Annotated in this window: 20 protein-coding genes, 1 tRNA gene and 1 pseudogene; 15 read left to right on the plus strand and 7 right to left on the minus strand. The window is 73.2% G+C overall.

Translation table 11 applies throughout. The annotated features are described in order from the left end of the window. Positions 1–353 precede the first annotated feature (353 nt). The 5 genes from BU197_RS05895 to BU197_RS05915 all read left to right on the plus strand — a co-directional run bounded on the left by BU197_RS05895 (position 354) and on the right by BU197_RS05915 (position 4597). A complete protein-coding gene (locus BU197_RS05895) occupies positions 354–1064 on the plus strand; it encodes a peptidoglycan-binding protein (RefSeq protein WP_188267138.1) in 711 nt (236 codons plus the stop codon). A gap of 158 nt (positions 1065–1222) precedes the next feature. Beyond that, positions 1223–1891, plus strand: a complete 669-nt coding sequence (locus tag BU197_RS05900) for an HAD-IA family hydrolase (protein ID WP_188267139.1) — start codon at positions 1223–1225, stop codon at positions 1889–1891. A 302-nt stretch (positions 1892–2193) separates the two neighbouring features. Further along, a complete protein-coding gene (locus BU197_RS05905) occupies positions 2194–2844 on the plus strand; it encodes an HNH endonuclease family protein (RefSeq protein ID WP_188267140.1) in 651 nt (216 codons plus the stop codon). A gap of 185 nt (positions 2845–3029) precedes the next feature. Continuing rightward, entirely contained in the window at positions 3030–3593 is a 564-nt protein-coding gene (locus BU197_RS05910; protein ID WP_188267141.1) for a DoxX family protein, read from the plus strand. A 374-nt stretch (positions 3594–3967) separates the two neighbouring features. After that, complete coding sequence (locus BU197_RS05915) at positions 3968–4597, plus strand: DedA family protein (RefSeq protein WP_411158447.1); 630 nt, start codon at positions 3968–3970, stop codon at positions 4595–4597. On the opposite strand, the gene BU197_RS05920 is transcribed toward BU197_RS05915, so the two are convergent. Together BU197_RS05920 and BU197_RS05925 are read right to left on the minus strand one after the other, a co-directional pair. Further along, a complete protein-coding gene (locus tag BU197_RS05920) occupies positions 4557–4817 on the minus strand; it encodes a DUF2277 domain-containing protein (RefSeq protein ID WP_188267142.1) in 261 nt (86 codons plus the stop codon). The two genes, BU197_RS05915 and BU197_RS05920, sit on opposite strands and share 41 nt — an antisense overlap. 195 nt (positions 4818–5012) lie before the next feature. After that, complete coding sequence (locus BU197_RS05925) at positions 5013–5243, minus strand: hypothetical protein (RefSeq protein ID WP_188267143.1); 231 nt, start codon at positions 5241–5243, stop codon at positions 5013–5015. Positions 5244–5463: 220 nt separating this feature from the next. Here BU197_RS05925 and BU197_RS05930 point away from each other — a divergent pair, with 220 nt between their 5' ends. Both BU197_RS05930 and BU197_RS05935 read left to right on the plus strand, forming a co-directional pair. Next, on the plus strand, positions 5464–6225 hold the full coding sequence (locus tag BU197_RS05930) for a GntR family transcriptional regulator (protein ID WP_188267144.1): 762 nt from the start codon (positions 5464–5466) through the stop codon (positions 6223–6225). A gap of 210 nt (positions 6226–6435) precedes the next feature. Next, positions 6436–6885, plus strand: coding sequence for a lamin tail domain-containing protein (locus tag BU197_RS05935; protein ID WP_188267145.1), 450 nt, complete (start codon positions 6436–6438; stop codon positions 6883–6885). Positions 6886–6914: 29 nt separating this feature from the next. Here the strand turns inward: BU197_RS05935 and BU197_RS05940 are convergent, their stop codons facing one another. Further along, on the minus strand, positions 6915–7493 hold the full coding sequence (locus BU197_RS05940) for a DUF4231 domain-containing protein (protein WP_223183344.1): 579 nt from the start codon (positions 7491–7493) through the stop codon (positions 6915–6917). A 117-nt stretch (positions 7494–7610) separates the two neighbouring features. On the opposite strand from BU197_RS05940, the gene BU197_RS05945 reads away from it, so the two are divergent. The 4 genes from BU197_RS05945 (at position 7611) to BU197_RS05960 (ending at position 9763) form a co-directional block, all read left to right on the plus strand. Beyond that, positions 7611–7889: a hypothetical protein gene (locus BU197_RS05945; protein ID WP_188267146.1), complete on the plus strand. Its 279-nt coding sequence runs from the start codon at positions 7611–7613 to the stop codon at positions 7887–7889. Positions 7890–8072: 183 nt separating this feature from the next. Further along, complete coding sequence (locus BU197_RS05950) at positions 8073–8648, plus strand: TetR/AcrR family transcriptional regulator (protein ID WP_188267147.1); 576 nt, start codon at positions 8073–8075, stop codon at positions 8646–8648. Between the two features lie 46 nt (positions 8649–8694). Then, positions 8695–9105, plus strand: a complete 411-nt coding sequence (locus BU197_RS05955; RefSeq protein ID WP_188267148.1) for a cupin domain-containing protein — start codon at positions 8695–8697, stop codon at positions 9103–9105. A 31-nt stretch (positions 9106–9136) separates the two neighbouring features. Further along, positions 9137–9763: a DUF4865 family protein gene (locus BU197_RS05960; RefSeq protein WP_188267149.1), complete on the plus strand. Its 627-nt coding sequence runs from the start codon at positions 9137–9139 to the stop codon at positions 9761–9763. 85 nt (positions 9764–9848) lie between these two features. Here the strand turns inward: BU197_RS05960 and BU197_RS05965 are convergent, their stop codons facing one another. Then, on the minus strand, positions 9849–10214 hold the full coding sequence (locus BU197_RS05965) for a YybH family protein (protein WP_188267150.1): 366 nt from the start codon (positions 10212–10214) through the stop codon (positions 9849–9851). 143 nt (positions 10215–10357) lie between these two features. Between BU197_RS05965 and BU197_RS05970 the strand changes: the two genes are divergently transcribed. Next, positions 10358–11245, plus strand: coding sequence for a LysR family transcriptional regulator (locus BU197_RS05970; RefSeq protein WP_188267151.1), 888 nt, complete (start codon positions 10358–10360; stop codon positions 11243–11245). A 151-nt stretch (positions 11246–11396) separates the two neighbouring features. Here BU197_RS05970 and BU197_RS05975 read toward each other — a convergent pair. Next, positions 11397–11471 (minus strand) — tRNA-Val (locus tag BU197_RS05975). A gap of 164 nt (positions 11472–11635) precedes the next feature. On the opposite strand from BU197_RS05975, the gene BU197_RS05980 reads away from it, so the two are divergent. The 3 genes from BU197_RS05980 to BU197_RS05990 all read left to right on the plus strand — a co-directional run bounded on the left by BU197_RS05980 (position 11636) and on the right by BU197_RS05990 (position 14558). Beyond that, positions 11636–12403 carry a DUF4097 family beta strand repeat-containing protein gene (locus BU197_RS05980; RefSeq protein ID WP_188267152.1) on the plus strand — a complete coding sequence of 256 codons (768 nt, stop codon included), beginning with the start codon at positions 11636–11638 and terminating at the stop codon, positions 12401–12403. Positions 12404–12706: 303 nt separating this feature from the next. Then, positions 12707–14032: a hypothetical protein gene (locus BU197_RS05985; RefSeq protein ID WP_223183343.1), complete on the plus strand. Its 1326-nt coding sequence runs from the start codon at positions 12707–12709 to the stop codon at positions 14030–14032. A gap of 310 nt (positions 14033–14342) precedes the next feature. Next, the gene (locus tag BU197_RS05990; protein WP_188267154.1) at positions 14343–14558 is read left to right on the plus strand and encodes an FmdB family zinc ribbon protein; all 216 of its coding nucleotides are present in this window, start codon (positions 14343–14345) and stop codon (positions 14556–14558) included. A 22-nt stretch (positions 14559–14580) separates the two neighbouring features. Here BU197_RS05990 and BU197_RS05995 read toward each other — a convergent pair whose 3' ends face one another. Both BU197_RS05995 and BU197_RS30265 read right to left on the minus strand, forming a co-directional pair. After that, positions 14581–15486, minus strand: coding sequence for an HAD family hydrolase (locus BU197_RS05995; RefSeq protein ID WP_223183342.1), 906 nt, complete (start codon positions 15484–15486; stop codon positions 14581–14583). Beyond that, a pseudogene (locus tag BU197_RS30265) lies at positions 15483–18321 on the minus strand (phosphoribosyltransferase domain-containing protein). The gene BU197_RS05995 and the pseudogene BU197_RS30265 overlap by 4 nt, the downstream one beginning before the upstream one ends. Position 18322: the final 1 nt, after the last annotated feature.

An 18322-nucleotide genomic window follows, 5' to 3' on the forward strand; every position in this document is an offset into this window, starting at 1 on the left:
ATGCCGGGCGCGCCGGGGGGCGTGCCGGGGGTGCCGGGGGGCTTGGTGGTGCCGGGGATGCCGGGCGTGCCGGGGGCCGTGCCGGGGGTGCCGGAGGGCTTGGTGGGTCCGGTGGGACCACAGTGCCTGGTGGGGCCGGGGGCTCCGGTGGGGCCTTCGACGCCGCCGATCCGCCGACCGCGCGGCTGACCGCGATCCGGCTGCCGGAGGGCGGCTCGTACGGCGGTCACGGCGGGAACGGTGGTCCCGGTGGGCAAGGTGGTCCCGGTGGTCCCATCGGGCACGGTGGACACGACGGTCCCAGCGGTCCCGGTGCCCACGGTGGGCATCCCGAAGGTGACCCCGCCGAGACCATGGCGCTCCTGCTGCGCGGCGACGGCGGCGTACCCCCGGAGGATCCGGAGCGGCGCAGCCGCAAGCGGGGGGTGCTGATCGCGGCCGTGGCCGCCGTCGCCGTGGCGGGCACCGCCGCCCTGGCCGCCTCCCTGCTCGGCGGCTCCGGCAAGACCGAGGACCGGGCGGGGATTCCCGAGGTGACCACCAGCGCCTCGCTGAACATCGCCGTGTCGGAGGAGCCGTCGCCCTCCTCCGAGACCCCGGAGCCCTCCACCTCGGCCCCGACGGTCCGGCCCGACTCCGCGTCCCCCTCCCCCACGTCCACCCCGACCGCGAGCGCCGACGCCACCGCCTCGCCCAGCGCCTCGGCGACCACGGAGGTCCCGGGGTCCCCCACCACCTCCCCGTCCGCCCAGGCACCCGTCGCCCCGACGACGACGGCGCCGCAGACGGCCCCGACCCCCACGGCCACGAAGGACGAGGACACGGACACGGACGAGGACGCGCCGACGCTGAGCCTGGGCTCGTCCGGACCGGAGGTGCGGGAACTCCAGCGGCGGCTGATCGTCGTGGGGGCGTACAAGGGGCGCACCAACGGCAAGTACGACGACAACGTCCAGGACGCGGTACGGATCTACCAGTCGTACATGTACATCCAGGGGGACCCGGAGGGCGTCTACGGGCCGAACACCCGGAAGGTGCTCGAACGGCTCACGCCCCACCTGTGAGTCCCGGGTGCGGGAGGGGATGAAGGGACCGGAATGCGGACGGGGTGGCCAAGACGACCCCCCGTTTTGTATCGTGGAAGAACAAAGTGGCCCCGCCCGCAATCCCTGACCGGTGGGCGGGACCGCTTCGTTCTCCGCACCACCCCCCTGGAGACCCGATGGCCGCCACCACCCCGGCAACGCTCACCGCCCGCGCCCTCCTCCTGGACATGGACGGCACCCTCGTCAACTCGGACGCCGTCGTCGAGCGCTGCTGGCGCCGCTGGGCCGACCGGCAGGGCCTCGACGCGGACGCCGTGCTCAAGGTCGTCCACGGACGTCAGGGGTACGCCACGATGGCGGTCCTCCTCCCGGAGCGCCCGATGGAGGAGAACCACGCCGACAACCGGCTCATGCTCGCCGAGGAGACCGCCGATCTCGACGGGGTCGTGCCGGTCCCCGGCGCCCCCGCCTTCATGGCCGCGATCGCCGAGCTGCCGCACGCCCTGGTGACCTCGGCGGACGAGGCCCTCGCGCAGGCGCGGATGGGTGCGGCGGGGCTGCGCATGCCGGAGCTCCGGGTCACCGCCGAGCAGGTCGGCGCCAGCAAGCCGGACCCCGAGGGCTTCCTCAAGGGCGCGGCCGAGCTGGGCTTCGCCCCGGCGGACTGTCTCGTCTTCGAGGACTCCGAGGCGGGCATCGCGGCGGGTCGCGCCGCCGGGATGCGGGTCGTGGGCGTGGGCCCGCGCGCGGCGGCCTTCGGACCGGACGTGCACGTCGAGGACCTCACGCGGATCCGGATCGAACCGGCGGCGGACGGCTCGATCGCGCTGACGATCCTTCCGTAACACCCCTTCGCCCCCTGGGCGATCCAGAGACCGAGGCGGGACCCCGGGCCGATCGACGGCCCGGGGTCCCGCCTTTCGTCATGCGCCCGCCCGCCCCTCCTCCCCCGCCTTCCTGACACCGGGCGGAATCTGACGCTCCGCCAGAATGCGTCACACCCATTGATGTGATGTGTCCATGTCGCCACGCTGTTACCTGGCGCACCCCCCATCGAAACCTGGCGCCGCCACGATGACCGGGCCGTCGCCCGGCACCCACGCGGGGACGGCAACAGCCGAAGTCCCCCCACCTCAAGGGAGTTTCCATGCCCCACGGCATGATCTACGCGCGTCGACTCACCGTCCTGGCCGCCTCGGTCGCCCTCTCCCTCACCGGAGTCCTCGCCACCGCCCCGACCGCCCAGGCGGCCATGCCCACACCGGTCAGCGCCGCGACGGCCCGCACCTATCTGACCGAGCTGACCGTCAAGGCGGAAGGCACCCTCTCGGGCTACAGCCGGGACCTCTTCCCGCACTGGATCACCCAGTCCGGGACCTGCAACACGCGCGAGACCGTCCTCAAGCGGGACGGCGTGAACGTCGTCACGGACGCCAACTGTTCTCCGGTCAGCGGCAGTTGGTACTCCGAGTACGACGGCGCCACCTGGACCCTCGCGACGGACCTCGACATCGACCACATGGTCCCGCTCGCCGAGGCATGGCGCTCGGGCGCCTCCTCGTGGACGACCGCGCAGCGCCGCGACTTCGCCAACGACCTGACCCGCCCCCAGCTCATCGCCGTCACCGACAACGTCAACCAGTCCAAGGGCGACAAGGACCCGGCGAAGTGGCTGCCGTCGCGGACCGCCTACCTCTGCACGTACGTCCGCGCGTGGGTGCACGTGAAGCACTACTGGAACCTCAGCGTCGACCCGGCGGAGAAGACCGCGCTCGGGAACATCCTCAACGGCTGCTGAACGCCCGCCCCTTGAGACGGGTTCGGCTTCGGTCGGCGGGAAGCGCACAGCTTCACACACTTCTCGTCGACCGAATGTTGAACTTGAAAGCATTACTGAGGGGTGCCTAACCTTTCGGCCTCATCGGTTTCCGCCCCCACCCCCCGTCCGCCCAAGGACGGGGCAAGGCCGAAGGAGCTCCCCCCATGAACGAACCGAAAACCCCGATAGTCCAGGGCGACCGGAGCGCCCTGCACACCCGGGGCAACCCGGCCCGCCCCGCCGGCCACCCGGCCGGCCTCGCGGACCGGCTGAACCAGGCCCAGCCGTACGCCCTCGGCCTCTTCCGGATCGTCGTCGGCCTGCTGTTCGCCTGCCACGGCGCCGCCGCCCTCTTCGGGGTCCTCGGCGGCGCCTACGGCGGCGGCACGGTACCGGCGGGCACCTGGCCTGGTTGGTACGCCGCCGTCATCCAGCTCGGGGCCGGTGGTCTGGTCCTGGCCGGACTCGGCACCCGGAGCGCCGCGTTCCTCGCCTCGGGCTCGATGGCGTACGCGTACTTCAACGTGCACCAGCCGGAGGCCCTCTTCCCGCTCCAGAACGGCGGCGAGGACGCGGCCCTGTTCTGCTGGGCCTTCCTCCTCATCGCCTTCACCGGGCCCGGAGCGCTGGCGCTCGACCGCCTGTTCGGCGGCCGGGTGGGTCCCGACGGAACGGCGCGCGGCACGCACGCCGGACACGAGGAGAAGGGCGCACGGGTCTCGGCCTGAGGCGCGCTACCGGAGAGGGCCGGAATCCACAGCGTGTATTCCGGCCCTTTCCCTCCGCCCGAGCCGAAGGAATCCGGCCCTCGCACCGAGCGGTTTCCGTCACATTCGCACAGCACCGCGCGGCCCTGTCAGGTCTCCTCCGGGGCCGCGCCCGCCAGAGGGACCGACCGGACGCACGCCGATGGCCGGTCCCGCACCCGTCCGGGAAGCGCCCGTACCCCTTGGGTCCGCCCGTGGCGGGCCCGCACCGCACCCGGGGCGGGGCGCCCGAGTGGCGCCCGAAGGGCATTCCGCTTCGCGCCCGGGAGGACGGCGGCCGGGCCCCGTACCCCACCCGGACGTCAGGGCTTCAGCCCCGCGTAGGCTCTTGCCCTGTGAATCTGCTCGACAGCCTGGGATCGCTGCGGTCGCTCACCGCCGGCCCATGGATATATCCGGTGGTGTCGGCGTCGATCCTGCTCGACGTCTTCCTGCCCGTGCTGCCGAGCGGTTTCCTGGTGATCACCGCCGCCACGGCAGCGGCATCCGCCACGGCGGCCACCCCCCACGTCCCCTCGCTCCTCCCCCTGCTCCTCTGCGCGGCCGGTTCCTCCGTGCTCGGCGACTTCCTGGCGTACCGGCTCGCCCACCGGGGCGGGGCCAGGATCGACCGGGCCCTCTCCCGCTCGAAGCGCCTCGCCCTCGCGCGGGAGCGCCTCGGCACCGCGCTGGCCCGGGGCGGCGGCCTGCTCGTCGTCCTCGCACGGTTCGCCCCCGCCGGGCGCTCCGTGGTCTCCCTGGGCGCGGGCGCGGCGAAGCGGCACGTCAAGGAGTTCCTGCCGTGGTCGGCCCTGGCGGGCCTGACCTGGGCCGCGTACAGCGTGGGGCTCGGCTGGCTCGGCGGTCAGTGGCTGGGCGCGACCTGGTTCAGCGCGGGGGTGTCGACCCTCGCGCTCTTCCTCGCGGGCGGACTCGCCGCCTGCGTCATCCGGCGTCCGGGACCGGCTCCCGCTCCCGCTTCCTGACGGCGGGGTGCGCCCCGCGTATCTCAAGCCCGTCGAGGAGTCTCGCGGTGGCCTCCGCGATCTCGTCCACGGCCCGCTCGAAGACCTCGCGGTTGTGGGCGGCGGGGGCACGGAAGCCGGAGACCTTGCGGACGTACTGCAAGGCGGCGGCGCGGATGTCGTCCTCGGTCGCCTCCTCGGGCAGCGCGGGCGGGCGGAGCGTCTTGATGCTGCGGCACATGCCTCCAGTGTGGCGCGCGCCACTGACAACGGCCCGCCCCCCGCCTCCGGCCCATGCTCCCGGCTCCGCGCCCCGGGCCCGTAGCCCCGGCCTTCGTTCCGCAGGCCCGCGTCCCCGGCTTCGTCCCAGTAGACGCGCGCCCTCGCCCTCGGCTTCGGCTCCGTCCCCCTGGCCCGTGCCTCGGGGCGGCCGTGTTCACCCCAGCCCTCCGGCCTCCCGTCTGCTCCTGGCGTTGATCTCCGCCGCGCGGGCCCGCAGCTCGCGCAGCGGGGTGGCGGCCTGTACGTCGGAAGGCTCGGCCTCCCAGCGCAGACCGCCGTGGACAGCCCGGAGCAGAAGGCGTCCCGCGACGCTTCCCACATAGAAACCGACCCGCCCGGTGGCGGTGTCACGGACGAGGTCACCGACCTCGGGCTGTGGCTGCACCCATCCCCTCCGTCCCGATTGCCGAAGCGTTCCGAAAGCGTTCCTGGAGCGCTCCCGACGCATGGGGACCACTAGGGAAGCCCTCCGGGGGCGTCCTGTCAACGTATCTCTAGAGATGTCCCTCACCGGATGGACCACCCGGCGGTACGGAACGCGCACGCGGGCCGGGCCCCCGGGGTGCGCCGTAGGGTGTCACGCAGAGGAAGGGAGTGGCCCAGCCGTGACTGACCAGGACAGCCCTCGTCGGCCCAAGTACCAAAGAATCGCAGACGAGTTGAGGACCGCGATCCAGTCCGGGGAGTTCGCGCCGGGTGACCGCCTCCCCGGCGAGAACGACCTCATGGCGACGTACGGCGTGGCGCGGATGACGGTACGTCAGGCGCTTTCCGTGCTGCGCAACGAGGGGCTGGCGGAGGCGCGCAAGGGCGCCGGCGTGTTCGTCCGCGCCTTCCGTCCGCTGCGGCGGCGGGGCATCCCGCGCCTGTCCGGGGAGCGCTGGACGCATGGGCACTCGATCTGGTCGGCGGACGTGCCGGACGACCGTGACCTGCTCGTCGACCGGATAGAGGTGACCGAGGGACCGGCCGGGGCGCGGGTCGCGGAGGCGCTGGGCCTGCCGCCGGGCGCGCCGGTGTGCGTCCGCAGCCGCCGCTTCGTCCTGGACGCCGAGCCGGTGCTGCTCTCGGTCTCGTATCTGCCCGCCGCGCTGGTCCGGGGGACGCTGATCGCGGAGATGGACACCGGTCCCGGCGGCACGTACGCCCGGCTGACGGAGCTGGGACAGCGGCCGGTGCGGTTCCGGGAGGAGATCCGGTGCCGGATGCCGACGGCGGACGAGTCGCAACTGCTCGGGCTGGCGTCCGGGACGCCGGTGGTGCTGATCGGGCGCACGGCGTACACGGCGCCGGGGGTGGCGGTGGAACTGAACGAGATGACGCTGGACTCGTCGGCGTATGTCCTGGAGTACGAGTTCGGGGCGTGAGGCGCCGGGCAGGGGGCGGGGCCGAGGCGGAGCCGGGGAGACGGGGAGCCGGGGACGGAGCGGGCGGCCGGGGAGGAAGGCGAGGGTGGGGCGGGAGCCGGGGGCGGGGTCGAAGTTCGCGAAGTCGTGCAGATGGCGTGAAGGGCGTGCGTATCCTGTGTGCTCCCCAGGCCCCATCGGTGGAGCCGGGGAGAGAACTGAGGGACATTCATGCTTCGCGTACGCACGCTCGCGGCCGTGACCGCGGCCGCCGCCTCCGGCATCCTGCTGCTGCCCACGCAGGCGCAGGCCGCAGGGTCGGTCCACCTGTACAAGATCTACTACGACAGCCCGGGTACGGACAACCGCTCGAACGCGAGCCTCAACGGCGAGTACGTGCAGATACGGAACACGACCGGCGCGGCGGTCAACCTGCGCGGCTGGACGCTCACGGACGCGTCCAACCACAAGTACACCTTCGGCAACTTCACCCTCGGCAAGGGCAAGATCGTGACGGTCCGTACGGGCCGGGGCAAGAACACCGCCACGAACGTGTACCAGAACCGCGGCGCCTACGTCTGGAACAACGACCGTGACACGGCGACCCTGCGCAAGTCGAACGGCACGCGGATGAGCGTCTGCTCGTACAACTCGTCCCGAGTCGACTACAAGTGGTGCTGACGTCGGGAACCTGACGTACTACGCCGGTTTCAGGGGGCTTCGGAGGGACTCCGGGGCCCCTTGTCGTCGGCGGGGTCGAGGGAGTCGCCGGCCGTACGGGGGCCGGGGATGCCGTGCTGCTGGACGTCGGCGTTGACCTGCCCGCCGAGCGTCATGACGTTGAGAGTGGCGGAGTTCTCGTTGGCGATGGCCTTCTCGACCCGGGCGACGAGCGTCGAGAACGCCTCCCGCCGGGGCAGGCCGTGGTACGGCCCGACCTTGGTCTCGAAGTAGACGCGCTCGTGCCCGAGGAGCTGCTCGGTCGACCGGTAGTTCTTCCACTGCTCCCGGTACCGGAAGACGCTCTCCAGGGAGACGGCGGCGACGACGATCACGCTCAGTATGGTGGCCGTTATCCGCGCGAAGCCCGCGTCCACGTTGACGAAGACGGGCACGAGCGCCCCGCCGACGACCGAGACGGTCCGCATCCGCAGATGCATCGCCTTCATGCGGGCCGCCTTGGCGTCGTACCAGCCCTGGTACTGGACGAGCCGGCCCTCGATATACCGCTGCGGCGTCATCTCACCGCTCTGCGCCCCCGGTTCGGGCGCGTCCCCGACATCAGCCATGCGGGGAGTACACCGGCCGCGCGGGCTCGACGTCAACTCGCCATCCATTCCCCCCACAACCCTGCACAAGGTACGTTCATCTCACCTTCAGGCAAAGGCACTTCAGGGAGACACCCCATGGCGCAGATCCACACCACCCACCCCATGGCGACCAAGGCGGGCATAGCCCTCGGCGTCCTGGCCGCGACCTTCGTCGCCCTCGCGGCCCACACCGGCCCGAGCACGACGGCGGCGTCCGACCGCGAGACGGGCACGGTCAAGTGGGTCACCGCGGCTTCCGACCGCGAGACGGGCACGGTCAAGCCGTCGTCCGATCGGGAGAACGGAACGGTCAAGGCGGTCGCCGCCTCGGCGAAGTCGGCCGGGGACAAGAAGGTCGAGGTCATCAAGGGCTGACCCGCCCGGCCGCGCACTGGAGGCGCCCTCCGCCGGAGGCCGGATTCTGAGCGCCGGACGCCGGACGCCAGGCTCCAAACGCCGGACGCCGGACGGGAGGGCCCTCCCCCTTTCCACCAGGTCACACCCCCGCGCAGGCCAGTCCACCCCCTTCTGTACCTACTAGTATGTACACTCCCGGCCATGGACACTGCGGACCGCCTCATCGAGAGCACGCGCGAACTGCTGTGGGAACGCGGCTACACCGGCACCAGCCCCAAGGCCATCCAGCAACGGGCCGGTGCAGGGCAGGGCAGCATGTACCACCACTTCGCCGGGAAGCCGGATCTGGCGCTCGCCGCGATCCGGCGGACGGCCGAGGAGATGCGCGCCAAAGCCGACGAGCAGCTCTCCGCGCCGGGGACCGCGGTCGACCGCGTCACCGCGTATCTGCGCCGCGAGCGCGAGGTCCTCAAGGGCTGTCCGATCGGGCGGCTCACCCAGGACCCGGACGTCATGGCCGACCCGGCGCTGCGGGCCCCCGTCGACGACACCCTCGCCTGGCTGCGGGAACGGCTGGCCGGCGTACTGGCCGAGGGACGCGAGCGCGGCGAACTGGCCGCGACGCTCGACCCGGACGCGACGGCCGCGACGCTCGTCGCGACGCTCCAGGGCGGCTACGTCCTGGCCCGCGCGGCCGGTTCGATGCGGCCCTTCGACCAGGCGGTCGGCGGAGTACTGAGCCTGCTGGCCGCACAGGAACGCACCGCGCCCGAGTAGTCCCGTACCGCACCGCAGACAGCCGCACCCCCGGAAAGAAGCCTCCATGCGTGTCTCCCGTACGCCGCGCACCACCGCCGTCGCGCCGCCCGAGTGGATCTCCGGGGCGGCGTGGATCGACGAGATCGCCCCGCCCGAGGGGACGTCACGCTTCCGGATCGACAGCGTCCACTTCGCACCGGGTGCCCGCACCGCCTGGCACCGTCACCCCTTCGGCCAGGTCCTCCATGTCACCGAGGGGGCCGGGCTCGTCCAGTGCCGGGGCGGAGAGGTCACCGTCATCCGCGCGGGCGACACCGTGCGCATCGCGCCGGACGAGTGGCACTGGCACGGCGCCTCGCCCACCACCTTCATGACGCATCTGGCCGTCCAGGACGTCGCCCCGGACGGCACCGAGGCCGAGCGCGGCCCCCAGGTCTCCGAGACCGAGTACCGCGCGGCACCGCACACCCCCTGACCACCCCTCCGCGAGGAAAGGCCGCCCGCCCGTGTATGCCCAGCAGTACGAGATCACCCTGCCCGCCGACTACGACATGGGGATCATCCGCGAGCGGGTGGCCAGGAGCGGCCCCCTCCTCGACGACCGGGCCGGACTGGGCCTGAAGGCGTACGCCATCCGCGAACGCGGTACGGACGGCTCGCCGGTCAACCAGTACGCACCCTTCTATCTGTGGAACGACACGGGTGCGATGGCCCGGTTCCTCGTCGGCGGCGGAGGGTTCCAGAACATCCTCCGGGACTTCGGCCGCCCCGCCGCCCGCCACTGGACCGGCATCGCCTGCCACACCGGCCCCGCCCGCACGGCACCGCCCAAGGCGGCCTCCCGCCGCCTCACCCCGATCCCCGCCGATGTCGACGCCGGCACCGACCTGGCCGGCACGGGCCTGGGCCTGTCCGCCCTGATCGACCGGGAGACGGAGGAACTGCGCCGCCTCGCCGCCCACGAGTCCGTCCACACCGCCGCGCTCGCCTTCGACCCGCACCACTGGCGACTGCTGCGCTTCGTCCTGTGGGCGGACTCCTCCGCACCGGACGAGGAGGCCACGGAGCGCTACGAGGTACTGCACCTGTCGGCGCCGGGCCTGGACGCGCTGCCGGAGGGGCGGGGCTGGTAGGCACGGGCGGGACCGCCGGGAGCCGCGTTCGGAGCCGTACGGCGCTCGACTCCTCCTGGACGGGCCTGCTCCTGAAACGGGCTTCCTACTGGCCGGGCTGGAGGAACTCGGGCTGGTCGAGCAGCCGCACCCAACTCCCGTCGGCCTGCCGCCGGACGACCTGCGCCCGCGCACCGGCCCCGTCCCTCGGCGGGGTCGAGGTGAGGGCGGTGTCCCCGCTGACCAGCGTCGGGAGCGGCGTCTCCAACTCGAAGCGGGGACGGTCGGCGAGGACCTTCTCCCACAGCTCACGGATCGCCTCCCGGCCCACCGTCCAGTCGTCGTGCGGATAGGCCATCACCGCGTCCTCCGCGTAGAGCGCGGCGACCCCGGCCGCGTCGCCCTCGTTCGACCGCTCGACGAAGAGACGGGTGATGTCCTCGGGCCGCATGGCCTTCTCGTACTCGGTCATGTTTCTTCTCCTGGCATTGCTCTGTCGACCGCGAACCACGGAACCGAGGAACCACTGAGGTCTCCGGCCCCGCACGTCCAGCCTGATCTGCCATGATCCAGAAGTCCAACAAATGATTCCGATGGAAACTAGAATCCGTAGTCATGGAACTGAGGCAGCTAGAGTACTTCGTCGCGGTCGCGGAAGAACGGAACTTCACCCGAGCGGCGGAACGGGTGCACATCAGCCAGTCCGGGGTCAGCGCTCAGATCCGCCAGCTGGAACGGGAACTCGGCGCCGAACTGTTCGACCGGTCGGCGCGGATCGCCACGCTCACCGTCGCGGGAAAGGCCGCGCTCGAACACGCCCGCGCGGCACTCGCCGCGGCCGGAGCGGTCGACCAGGCGGTGAGCGAGGTCGCCGACCTGATCCGGGGGCGGCTCACGGTGGGAATGGTCATCGGCTGCACGATCACGCCCCTGTTCGACGCGCTCTCCGCCTTCCACCAGGCACACCCCGGGGTGGAGATCTCCCTCCTGGAGGACACGTCGGACCGCCTCGTCGAGGGGGTCCGATCCGGCACCCTCGACCTGGCCCTCGTCGGAACCGCGACGGCCGCCCCCGACGGCCTGGAAGCCCTGACGATCATCAGCGAACGGCTCGTCGTGGCGGTACCGGCCGGCCACCCCCTGCTGGCCCAGGACCGGATCACCCTGCGCGAACTGGTGACCCACCCGATCGTCTGCATGCCTCCCGGCACCGGCCTGCGCACGGTCTTCGACCTCGCGTGCGCCGCACAGAACCTCCACCCGAAGATCGCCCTCCAGGCCAGCGCCGGAGACGCCATCGCCGACCTGTCAGCCCGCGGCCTGGGCGTCGCCATCCTGAGCGAATCCATGGCCACGAGCTACACCGACCGCCTCACCGCCCGCCCCATCACGGACGCGGAAACCCCCGCCGTACTGGCCCTGGTCTGGAAGAACACCCTGAGCCCGGCTGTACGCGAAATGCTCGACTACAGCGGGCGGGCGTTTGCGGGGGCTGACGCCTGATGGCGGGGGCCAACCGCGCCCCACTCGACTCGACGGGTGGCACCGTCCCCGGCACACGACCCGGCCCCGACGAAGGCGCGACGAAACGCCGACGGCCCAGGCCGGATACTGTCCGACCTGGGCCGTCACCGACCTGAATGCAAGGCCGGAGTGGTGGGCGCGGACGGTTTCGAACCGCCGACATCTGCTTTGTAAGAGCAGCGCTCTACCCCTGAGCTACGCACCCGTGGAAGAACCATCAGCCTACATGGCGCCGGGGTGGATGCCGCAAACCCTGTGGCGGGGCCTAGGGGTAGCCCCACCCCGGGGGCGGTGGGCTGCCGGATCGTGGTCGGGTGGGCGGGGGGAATAGCGTGCGGGGACTGCTCACGGTTCTGGGGGTTCGGTTTCATGGTGGTTGGTCGTGCGACGCGCGTGCTGTTCGCTTCCGGTGCGGTGCTGCTCGGGGCGCTCACGCTCGGAGGGTGCGGGTCCGCCGATGTCGAGGGTGCGCCTGTCGAGCGCGAGAACTTCGCCTTCGAGGGCAAGGCGCTGACCATCGACTCCGACAACACCAAGCTGGTCGTCACCCCCGCCGACGTCGACGACGTACGGGTCGAGCGGCAGATCGACGGGTGGGCCTTCCTCGGCTCCGGGCCCGAGCCCGAGTGGAAGCTGGCCGACGGGCGGCTCACCCTGCGCGTCCACTGCGAGGCCGTCGCCTCCAGTTGCAGCGGCGTCCACCGCGTCCAGGTCCCCCGGGGCGTCGCCGTCACCATCGACGACGACAACGGCGGGGTCACCGCCGAGGGCTTCGCCACCCCCTTGAAGATCCGCTCCGACAACGGGGACGTCCGGGTCCACAAGTCCACCGCCCCGCTCGATCTGCACACCGCCAACGGCGACATCACCGTCGAACCGGACGTCACCGCCCCCGACGTCACCGCCCGCTCCGACAACGGGACCGTCCGGGTCTCCCTCGGCGCCGTCCCCCGCCGCGTCGAGACCTCCACCGACAACGGCGACATCACCGTCTCCGTACCCACCGCCGAGTACGCCGTCGACGCCACCAGCGGCAACGGCCGGGTCCGTGTCGACGTCCCCCGCCGGGACGCGGGCGAGGGCTCCGTCCGCGCCCGCAGCGACAACGGCGACGTGACCGTCCGCACCGCGAACTGACCGGCCTGTGTGTTCGTCCTTACCGGATGGGAGAATGAACCCTGACCGGGCACGGCGGACACAGCACGGGAGAGGCACGTGGCGGCGAGCGACGCGAGGGGGGCGGGCGACGTCCGGCGTCGTGACGCGCTCCGCCCGACAGACACCCCTTCCCACCCCGCGGCTCCCAGCCCGGCGGGCTCCTGTCCCCAGCCTTTGGCCCCCAGTCCGGCGGACCCCGGTTCCCGCCCCGAGCCTCCCCGTCGGGTCCCCGCCGCGCCCCGCCCGACCGGCGCCCCCTCCGGCGCCCCCTCCGGCGGCCGTATGCCTCCCGGTCTCACCGCTCTCCGGCTCGCCCTCGCCCTGCCCCTGCTCGCCGGCGCCCTCCTGCCCGGCGCCTTCGCCGGTGGCGGCACCCGGCGCTGGTTCGGCGGGCGCGGCGAGAGTCAGCGCGCCGAGGCACAGGCCGCGAAGGACGCCGCCGCAGCCGCCTTCTACGAGCTGGACACCGCCCAGCGCGGGCTGCGGATCTCCATCGAGACCATCACCGCCGTCGACAACTCCCTCGAGGCCCGGCGCGCCGTCGAGGGCTTCGAGGCCCTCGGGCGCCGGATCGACGAGGTCAGCCACACCTACATCAGCGCCGTCGACGCCCACGACCTGGACCGCGACGAACTCGACGCCGCGACCGCCACCCGCGCCCGCACCGAGCTGACCCGCGCCAAGGAGGAGCTGGACCGCGCCAGGACCGAACTCGACCGCTTCGAACAGAGCCTCGGCCCCCTCCTCGGCCGGGCCGAGACCCAGCTGGCCCGGCTCGCCCCCGCCGTCGAACGCGCCCGGCAGGCCCTGCGGGGCGCGAGCGGCGCCCTGGACTCCGTACGGGAAGCGGGGCTGCGCGCCGACGACCTCGCCGCCCGGCTCGCCGCCCTCGGCCCCGAGCTGACCGCGCTCAACGAAGGTGCCGGGCGACACGGCGTCCCCGAGACCCTCCAGCGCGCCGACCGGGTGCTCAGGGACGCCGAGGCCGTACGCACCGAGGCCGAGCGGCTGCCCGGACGGGCCGCCGAGATCGACCGGCGCCTGGTCTCCCTGCGGACCCGTGCCGAAGCCCTCACCACCCGCACCGAGGGCGTCGAGCCCGTCCTCTCCGAGCTGCGGCGCCGGTTCGCCGCCGCCTGCTGGCAGGACCTCCAGCACGTGCCCGATCAGGCCGCCGACTCCCTCAAGCAGGCGCGGGACCGGCTCGCCGAGGCCGCCACGGCGCGGGCCGAGCAGCGCTGGCCCGACGCCACCTCGCTGCTCTCGACCGTCCGCGCCCTGCTCGACACCACCGACGAGGCCGTCTCCGCCGCCGGAGAGCGGCTGCGGCGCCTGGACGCCGTCGCGGTGGACCCGAGCGCCGAGATCGACCGGACGCGGTTCGCCGTACGCGATGCCCAGCGGCTCGCCATGGAGGGCCGCAGCACGCCCGAGCCGCAGCACGCCCGCCCGCTCGACGAGGCCGTGGCCCGGCTCGACCGGGCGGTCGGCACCCTGGAGGGGCGCCACCCGGACTACTGGCACTTCCTCACCGAACTGGAGGGCGTACGCGCCACCGCCGCGCAGGTCGTCGGCCGGATACGGGAGGAGCGCGGCGGCGGGCAGTGAGCGAGTCCGGGCCCCGGCCTGCGGTGGGTGGTGCTCCGGCGGCAGCCGGTTCTCCGGCGGTGGGTGGTGCTCCGGCAGTGGGCGGTTCTCCGGCAGTGGGCGGTTCTCCGGCGGTGGGCGGGCCCCAGGCCCGGTGATGGCCGGTCCGGCGGCTCGGGGCGGCCGGTCCACCCGCCCCTGATGGCCGGTTCTCCGGGAATGGCCGGGCCCCGGCTCCGTGATGGGCTCAGGGCCGCTCCACGGTCTCTCCGGTCTCTCCGGGGTCTCCCCGGTCTCGTGCGCGACCGGGGTCTGCCTCTAGCCTGTCCCCATGCCCCGTTACGAATTCCGTTGCCGTACCTGTGGTGACACCTTCGAACTCAGTCGGCCGATGGCCGAGTCCTCCGCTCCGGCGTCCTGCCCCGCCGGGCACGACGACACCGTGAAGCTGCTCTCCGCCGTGGCCGTCGGCGGCTCGACCGCCGCCGCCCCCGCACCGAGTGGCGGCGGCGGGGGCGGCTGCTGTGGCGGTGGCTGCTGCGGCTAGGCCGTCTCTTCCGACCTAGGAGCTACACCCCGCGGGCGGCCTCGGCTGCCCGCGCGCGGAAGCGGCGCAGGATCTCCTCGCCCGCCGCGACCCCCCGTTCCGTGAGGACGTCGACGTGCGGGGCGGTCCAGTCGTGGTCGGCCAGTTCGCCGTGGCCGGGCCGCCAGGCACGGTCGGCGGCGAGCAGCAGGTCCGCGTCGAGGAGCGAGTCGCCCGCGGCCAGGGTGAGGGCGGCCCCGGTGCGGCGGGCGACCTCCCGGACCGCCGCGCTCTTGGTGAGCGGCTTCGGGACCGCGTACACCTTGCGGCCCTGGAGCGAGACCGTCCAGCCCCGCTCGCCCGCCCAGGCGCCGAAGCGGGCCAGCCAGTCGGCGGGCAGCCGCTCCCGTTCGACGACGAGGTAGGCGAAGAGGTCCTCGGCGACCCGGTGCTTGCGGACCCACGACAGGTCGGTGGTGGCGGTGAGGTACGCGCGGATCTCGGAGAGCGGCGCGCACTCCTCGGCGATCCGGCGCAGCACGGAGGCGTGCCACTCGGGGTCGGAGACGCCGTCGACGAGGATGTGCCCGCCGTTGGCGCAGATCGCGTACTTCGGCGCGGTGCCGGGGAGCCTGATCCGCAGATACTGCTTGCGCGTCCGGGTCGTGGTCGGCACGAAGACGGCCTCGCCGGTGAGCCGGGCGAGGAGAACGGCCGCCTCCTCCGTCATGTACGACAGCGGCTTGGACTCGTGCACCTCGACGCAGAGCAGCCGGGGCGCCTGCGGGTCGGGCATGCCGAGGGCGAGCGCGGCGGAGGAGTAGATGAGGGTGCGGTCGAGGTCGCTGGCGACGAGGGTGGTGCCGCCCGCCCGCCCCGCACCCGTTCCCGGTCCCGTATCCGTGCCTGTTCCCGTGCCCGTGCCCGTCGTGGGCGGGGTCGCGTTCATCGGGCCGCCACCGCCTTGCCGTCGGCGCCCGTGGCACCCCGGGTGTAGCGGGGGTGGATCAGGCCGACACAGCTGTACGGAAGGTCGTCGACCTCCTCGACCGGCACTCCGCGCTGGTCGGCGAGCAGGCGGATGTGCGCGAGGTCGGCTTCGGCGCCGCGCTTGGCGAGGATCTTCCAGGGGACCCGGCGGAGCAGGACGCGGGTGGTCTCGCCGACGCCCGGCTTGACGAGGTTCACGTCGTGGATGCCGTACTCCTCGCTGATCCGCTCCACCGCCGCCCAGCCCTCCCAGGTGGGGGTGCGGTCGGTCGAGAGGAGTTCCTTCACCTCGTACGCGACGGACTCGGCGACCTCGTCGTAGCGGGCGGACACGGCGTCGAGGAAGACGCCGGAGACATCGACACCGGCCAGCTCGCGGTAGTACTTCCCGCCGTGGAAGTCGTCGGGTCCGACGAGGTCGGCGCGGAGCACCGTACGCGAGATCAGGCCGGAGACCGTGGAGTTGAGGCAGGCGGAGGGGATGAGGAAGTCCTCGCGGGTGCCGTGGACGCGGACGCACGAGCCCGGGTCGGCGAGGACCGCGATCTCCGGGTCGAAGCCGGTGACGCCCTCGGCCGCCTCGAACCGCTCGATGGCCTGGGCGAGTTCGCGGGTGATGGCGCCCTTGCCCGTCCAGCCGTCGACGAACACGACGTCGGCCGGGTCGTGGTGGGCGGCTAGCCAGCGCAGGGCGGTGGCGTCGATGCCCCGGCCGCGCACGATCGAGACGGCGTAGTGGGGCAGGTCGAGGCCGTGCCGGGCCTGGGCCCAGCGGCGCATGAGGACGCCCACGGGGGTGCCGGCGCGGGCCAGCGAGACGAGGACCGGGCGGCGGCCCGCGCGCTCGGCGAGGACGGTCTCCGTGACGGTGCCGACGGCGCGGGCGATACGGGCGGCGGAGGCCTCCAGTGCGCTGTGGAAAAGCTCCTGGTAGCGGGCGTCGGGCTGGTACTCGACGGGCAGCGACTCGGCGTAGTGGGCGCCGCCGCTCTGGATGGCCTCCTCACGTTCCTCGGTGGGCGCCTCCAGGACGACGTCCGAGAGGTCCTGGAGCAGCCAGCCGACCTCCTCGGGGGCGTACGAGGAGAAGGCGGGGCCGCGAAGGGGCTCGGGCAGCATGGAGCTAGCTCCTTTCGGGAGCCTGGGGAACCTGGGGGGCCTGGGGAACCTGGGGGGCCTGGGGAGGTTGGGAGGCCTGGGGAGGTTGGGAGGCCTGGGGAGGTTGGGGCCCCTGGAGGCCTTGGACGGCTTTGGAGGCTTCGGGAGCCTTGGGGGCCTCGGGTGCCTTGGGGGCCTCGGTCGTCACAGGCGTCACCGTGGCTTCCGGCGTCTCCGGCGTCTCCGGTCCCGTGGTCCGGGGCCTGTACGAGGGCACGACCGCGAGGACGACGCGTGGGATGTGCGCGGCCAGCCGGGCGAGGAGGCCGTCCGGGGCGTGCAGCGCGGGGGTGTCGGCGGCGGAGTCGACGACCGCGACGACGGCGTCGAAGTCCGCGCCCGCCACGTTGTACGCGTACCGCTCGCCGGGTCCGTCGGCCGGGTCGTCGTGTGCGGGGAAGACGAGCCGGGTGCGGATCGCGTAGCCGGGGTCGTCGACGGCCAGGACGGGTGAGCGGGTGGTGGTGGAGAACCGGACGTCGTGTCCGGCCTCCTCCAGGGCGGTGCCGAGGCGCAGCGGCGCGTACATCAGCTCCTCGAAGCCCAGGACGAGGATACGGCGGGCGCCGCCGAGGGCGGGTGCGATACGGGTGGCGAGGCCGGGGAGCGCCGCTTCGAGGCGGGTGCGGTGCGCGGGCGTGAAGCCGTGCCGTCCGCCGTCGGGCACGCCGGAGGGCCAGCCGAGGTCGACACGGAGGGGGGCGGCGGGCCGGGGCGCCGCCTCGGAGGGCATATCGGGGGTATCAGGGGTCCCCTCGGGGGCCGTACCGGTAGCCGTATCGGGGGTCCCCACGGCGGTCGTGGTCGTCCCGGTGACCGCCCTCTTGGCCTCCCCCGCCGTCTCCCCCGCGGCCTCCCCCGCCGTCTCCCCTGCGGCCTCCCCCGCTGTCTCCCCTGCGGCCTCCCCCGCTGTCTCGCCGGCCGGCTCCCCGCCCGCCGTCTCGTGCCGTGCGACCAGGGCCTGTCCCTTCTCCAGTACGCCCTCCGGAAGGCGTACGGTGCCGGCGGCGCGGGTCACCAGGTCGACGCGGGCGCCGATCTCCTCGGCGAAGGCGTCGAGGCGGCCGAGGTCGGCGGCGGAGCGCATGTCGACGAGGGCGACGACGACGTACCGGCCGCGCGGGTAGCGCTCGTGCAGGGCGCGGATGGTGTTGAGGACGGTGTTCCCGGTGGAGAACTCGTCGTCGACGAGGACGAGGGGGCCGTCGCCCGCGAGCAGGGCCGGGTCCTCGGGGAGCAGCAGGTGCGAGGTGGCGTGGGAGTGGGACTCCTCGAAGCCGCCCGCGCGGGCGACGCCGGGGACCGGGCGCCGGGTGGAGTGGAGGTAGGGGGCGTGCCGGAGGCCGTCGGCGACGGAGTGGCCGAGGGCGGTGGCGGTCTCGGCGTAACCGAGGACGACCGCGCGGGCGGCCTCGGTCTCGCCGAGGAGGTCCAGGACCCGGCGCCCGAGGTCGAGACCGGCGCCGTGGACGACGGAGGGCCGCTGGGGCACGTGCTTGCCGAGCACGCTGGAGACCAGCAGATGCGCGCGTCTGGGGTTGCGGCGCAGTGCGAGGCCCAACAGGTCGGGCAGGTCGCCGCCGCCGATCAGCTCGACGCCCAGTCGCTCCGCGACCCACGTTCCGGTCCACACCACG

This window comes from Streptomyces sp. CBMA291 (genome assembly GCF_014596525.1).
Classification (GTDB): Bacteria; Actinomycetota; Actinomycetes; order Streptomycetales; family Streptomycetaceae; genus Streptomyces.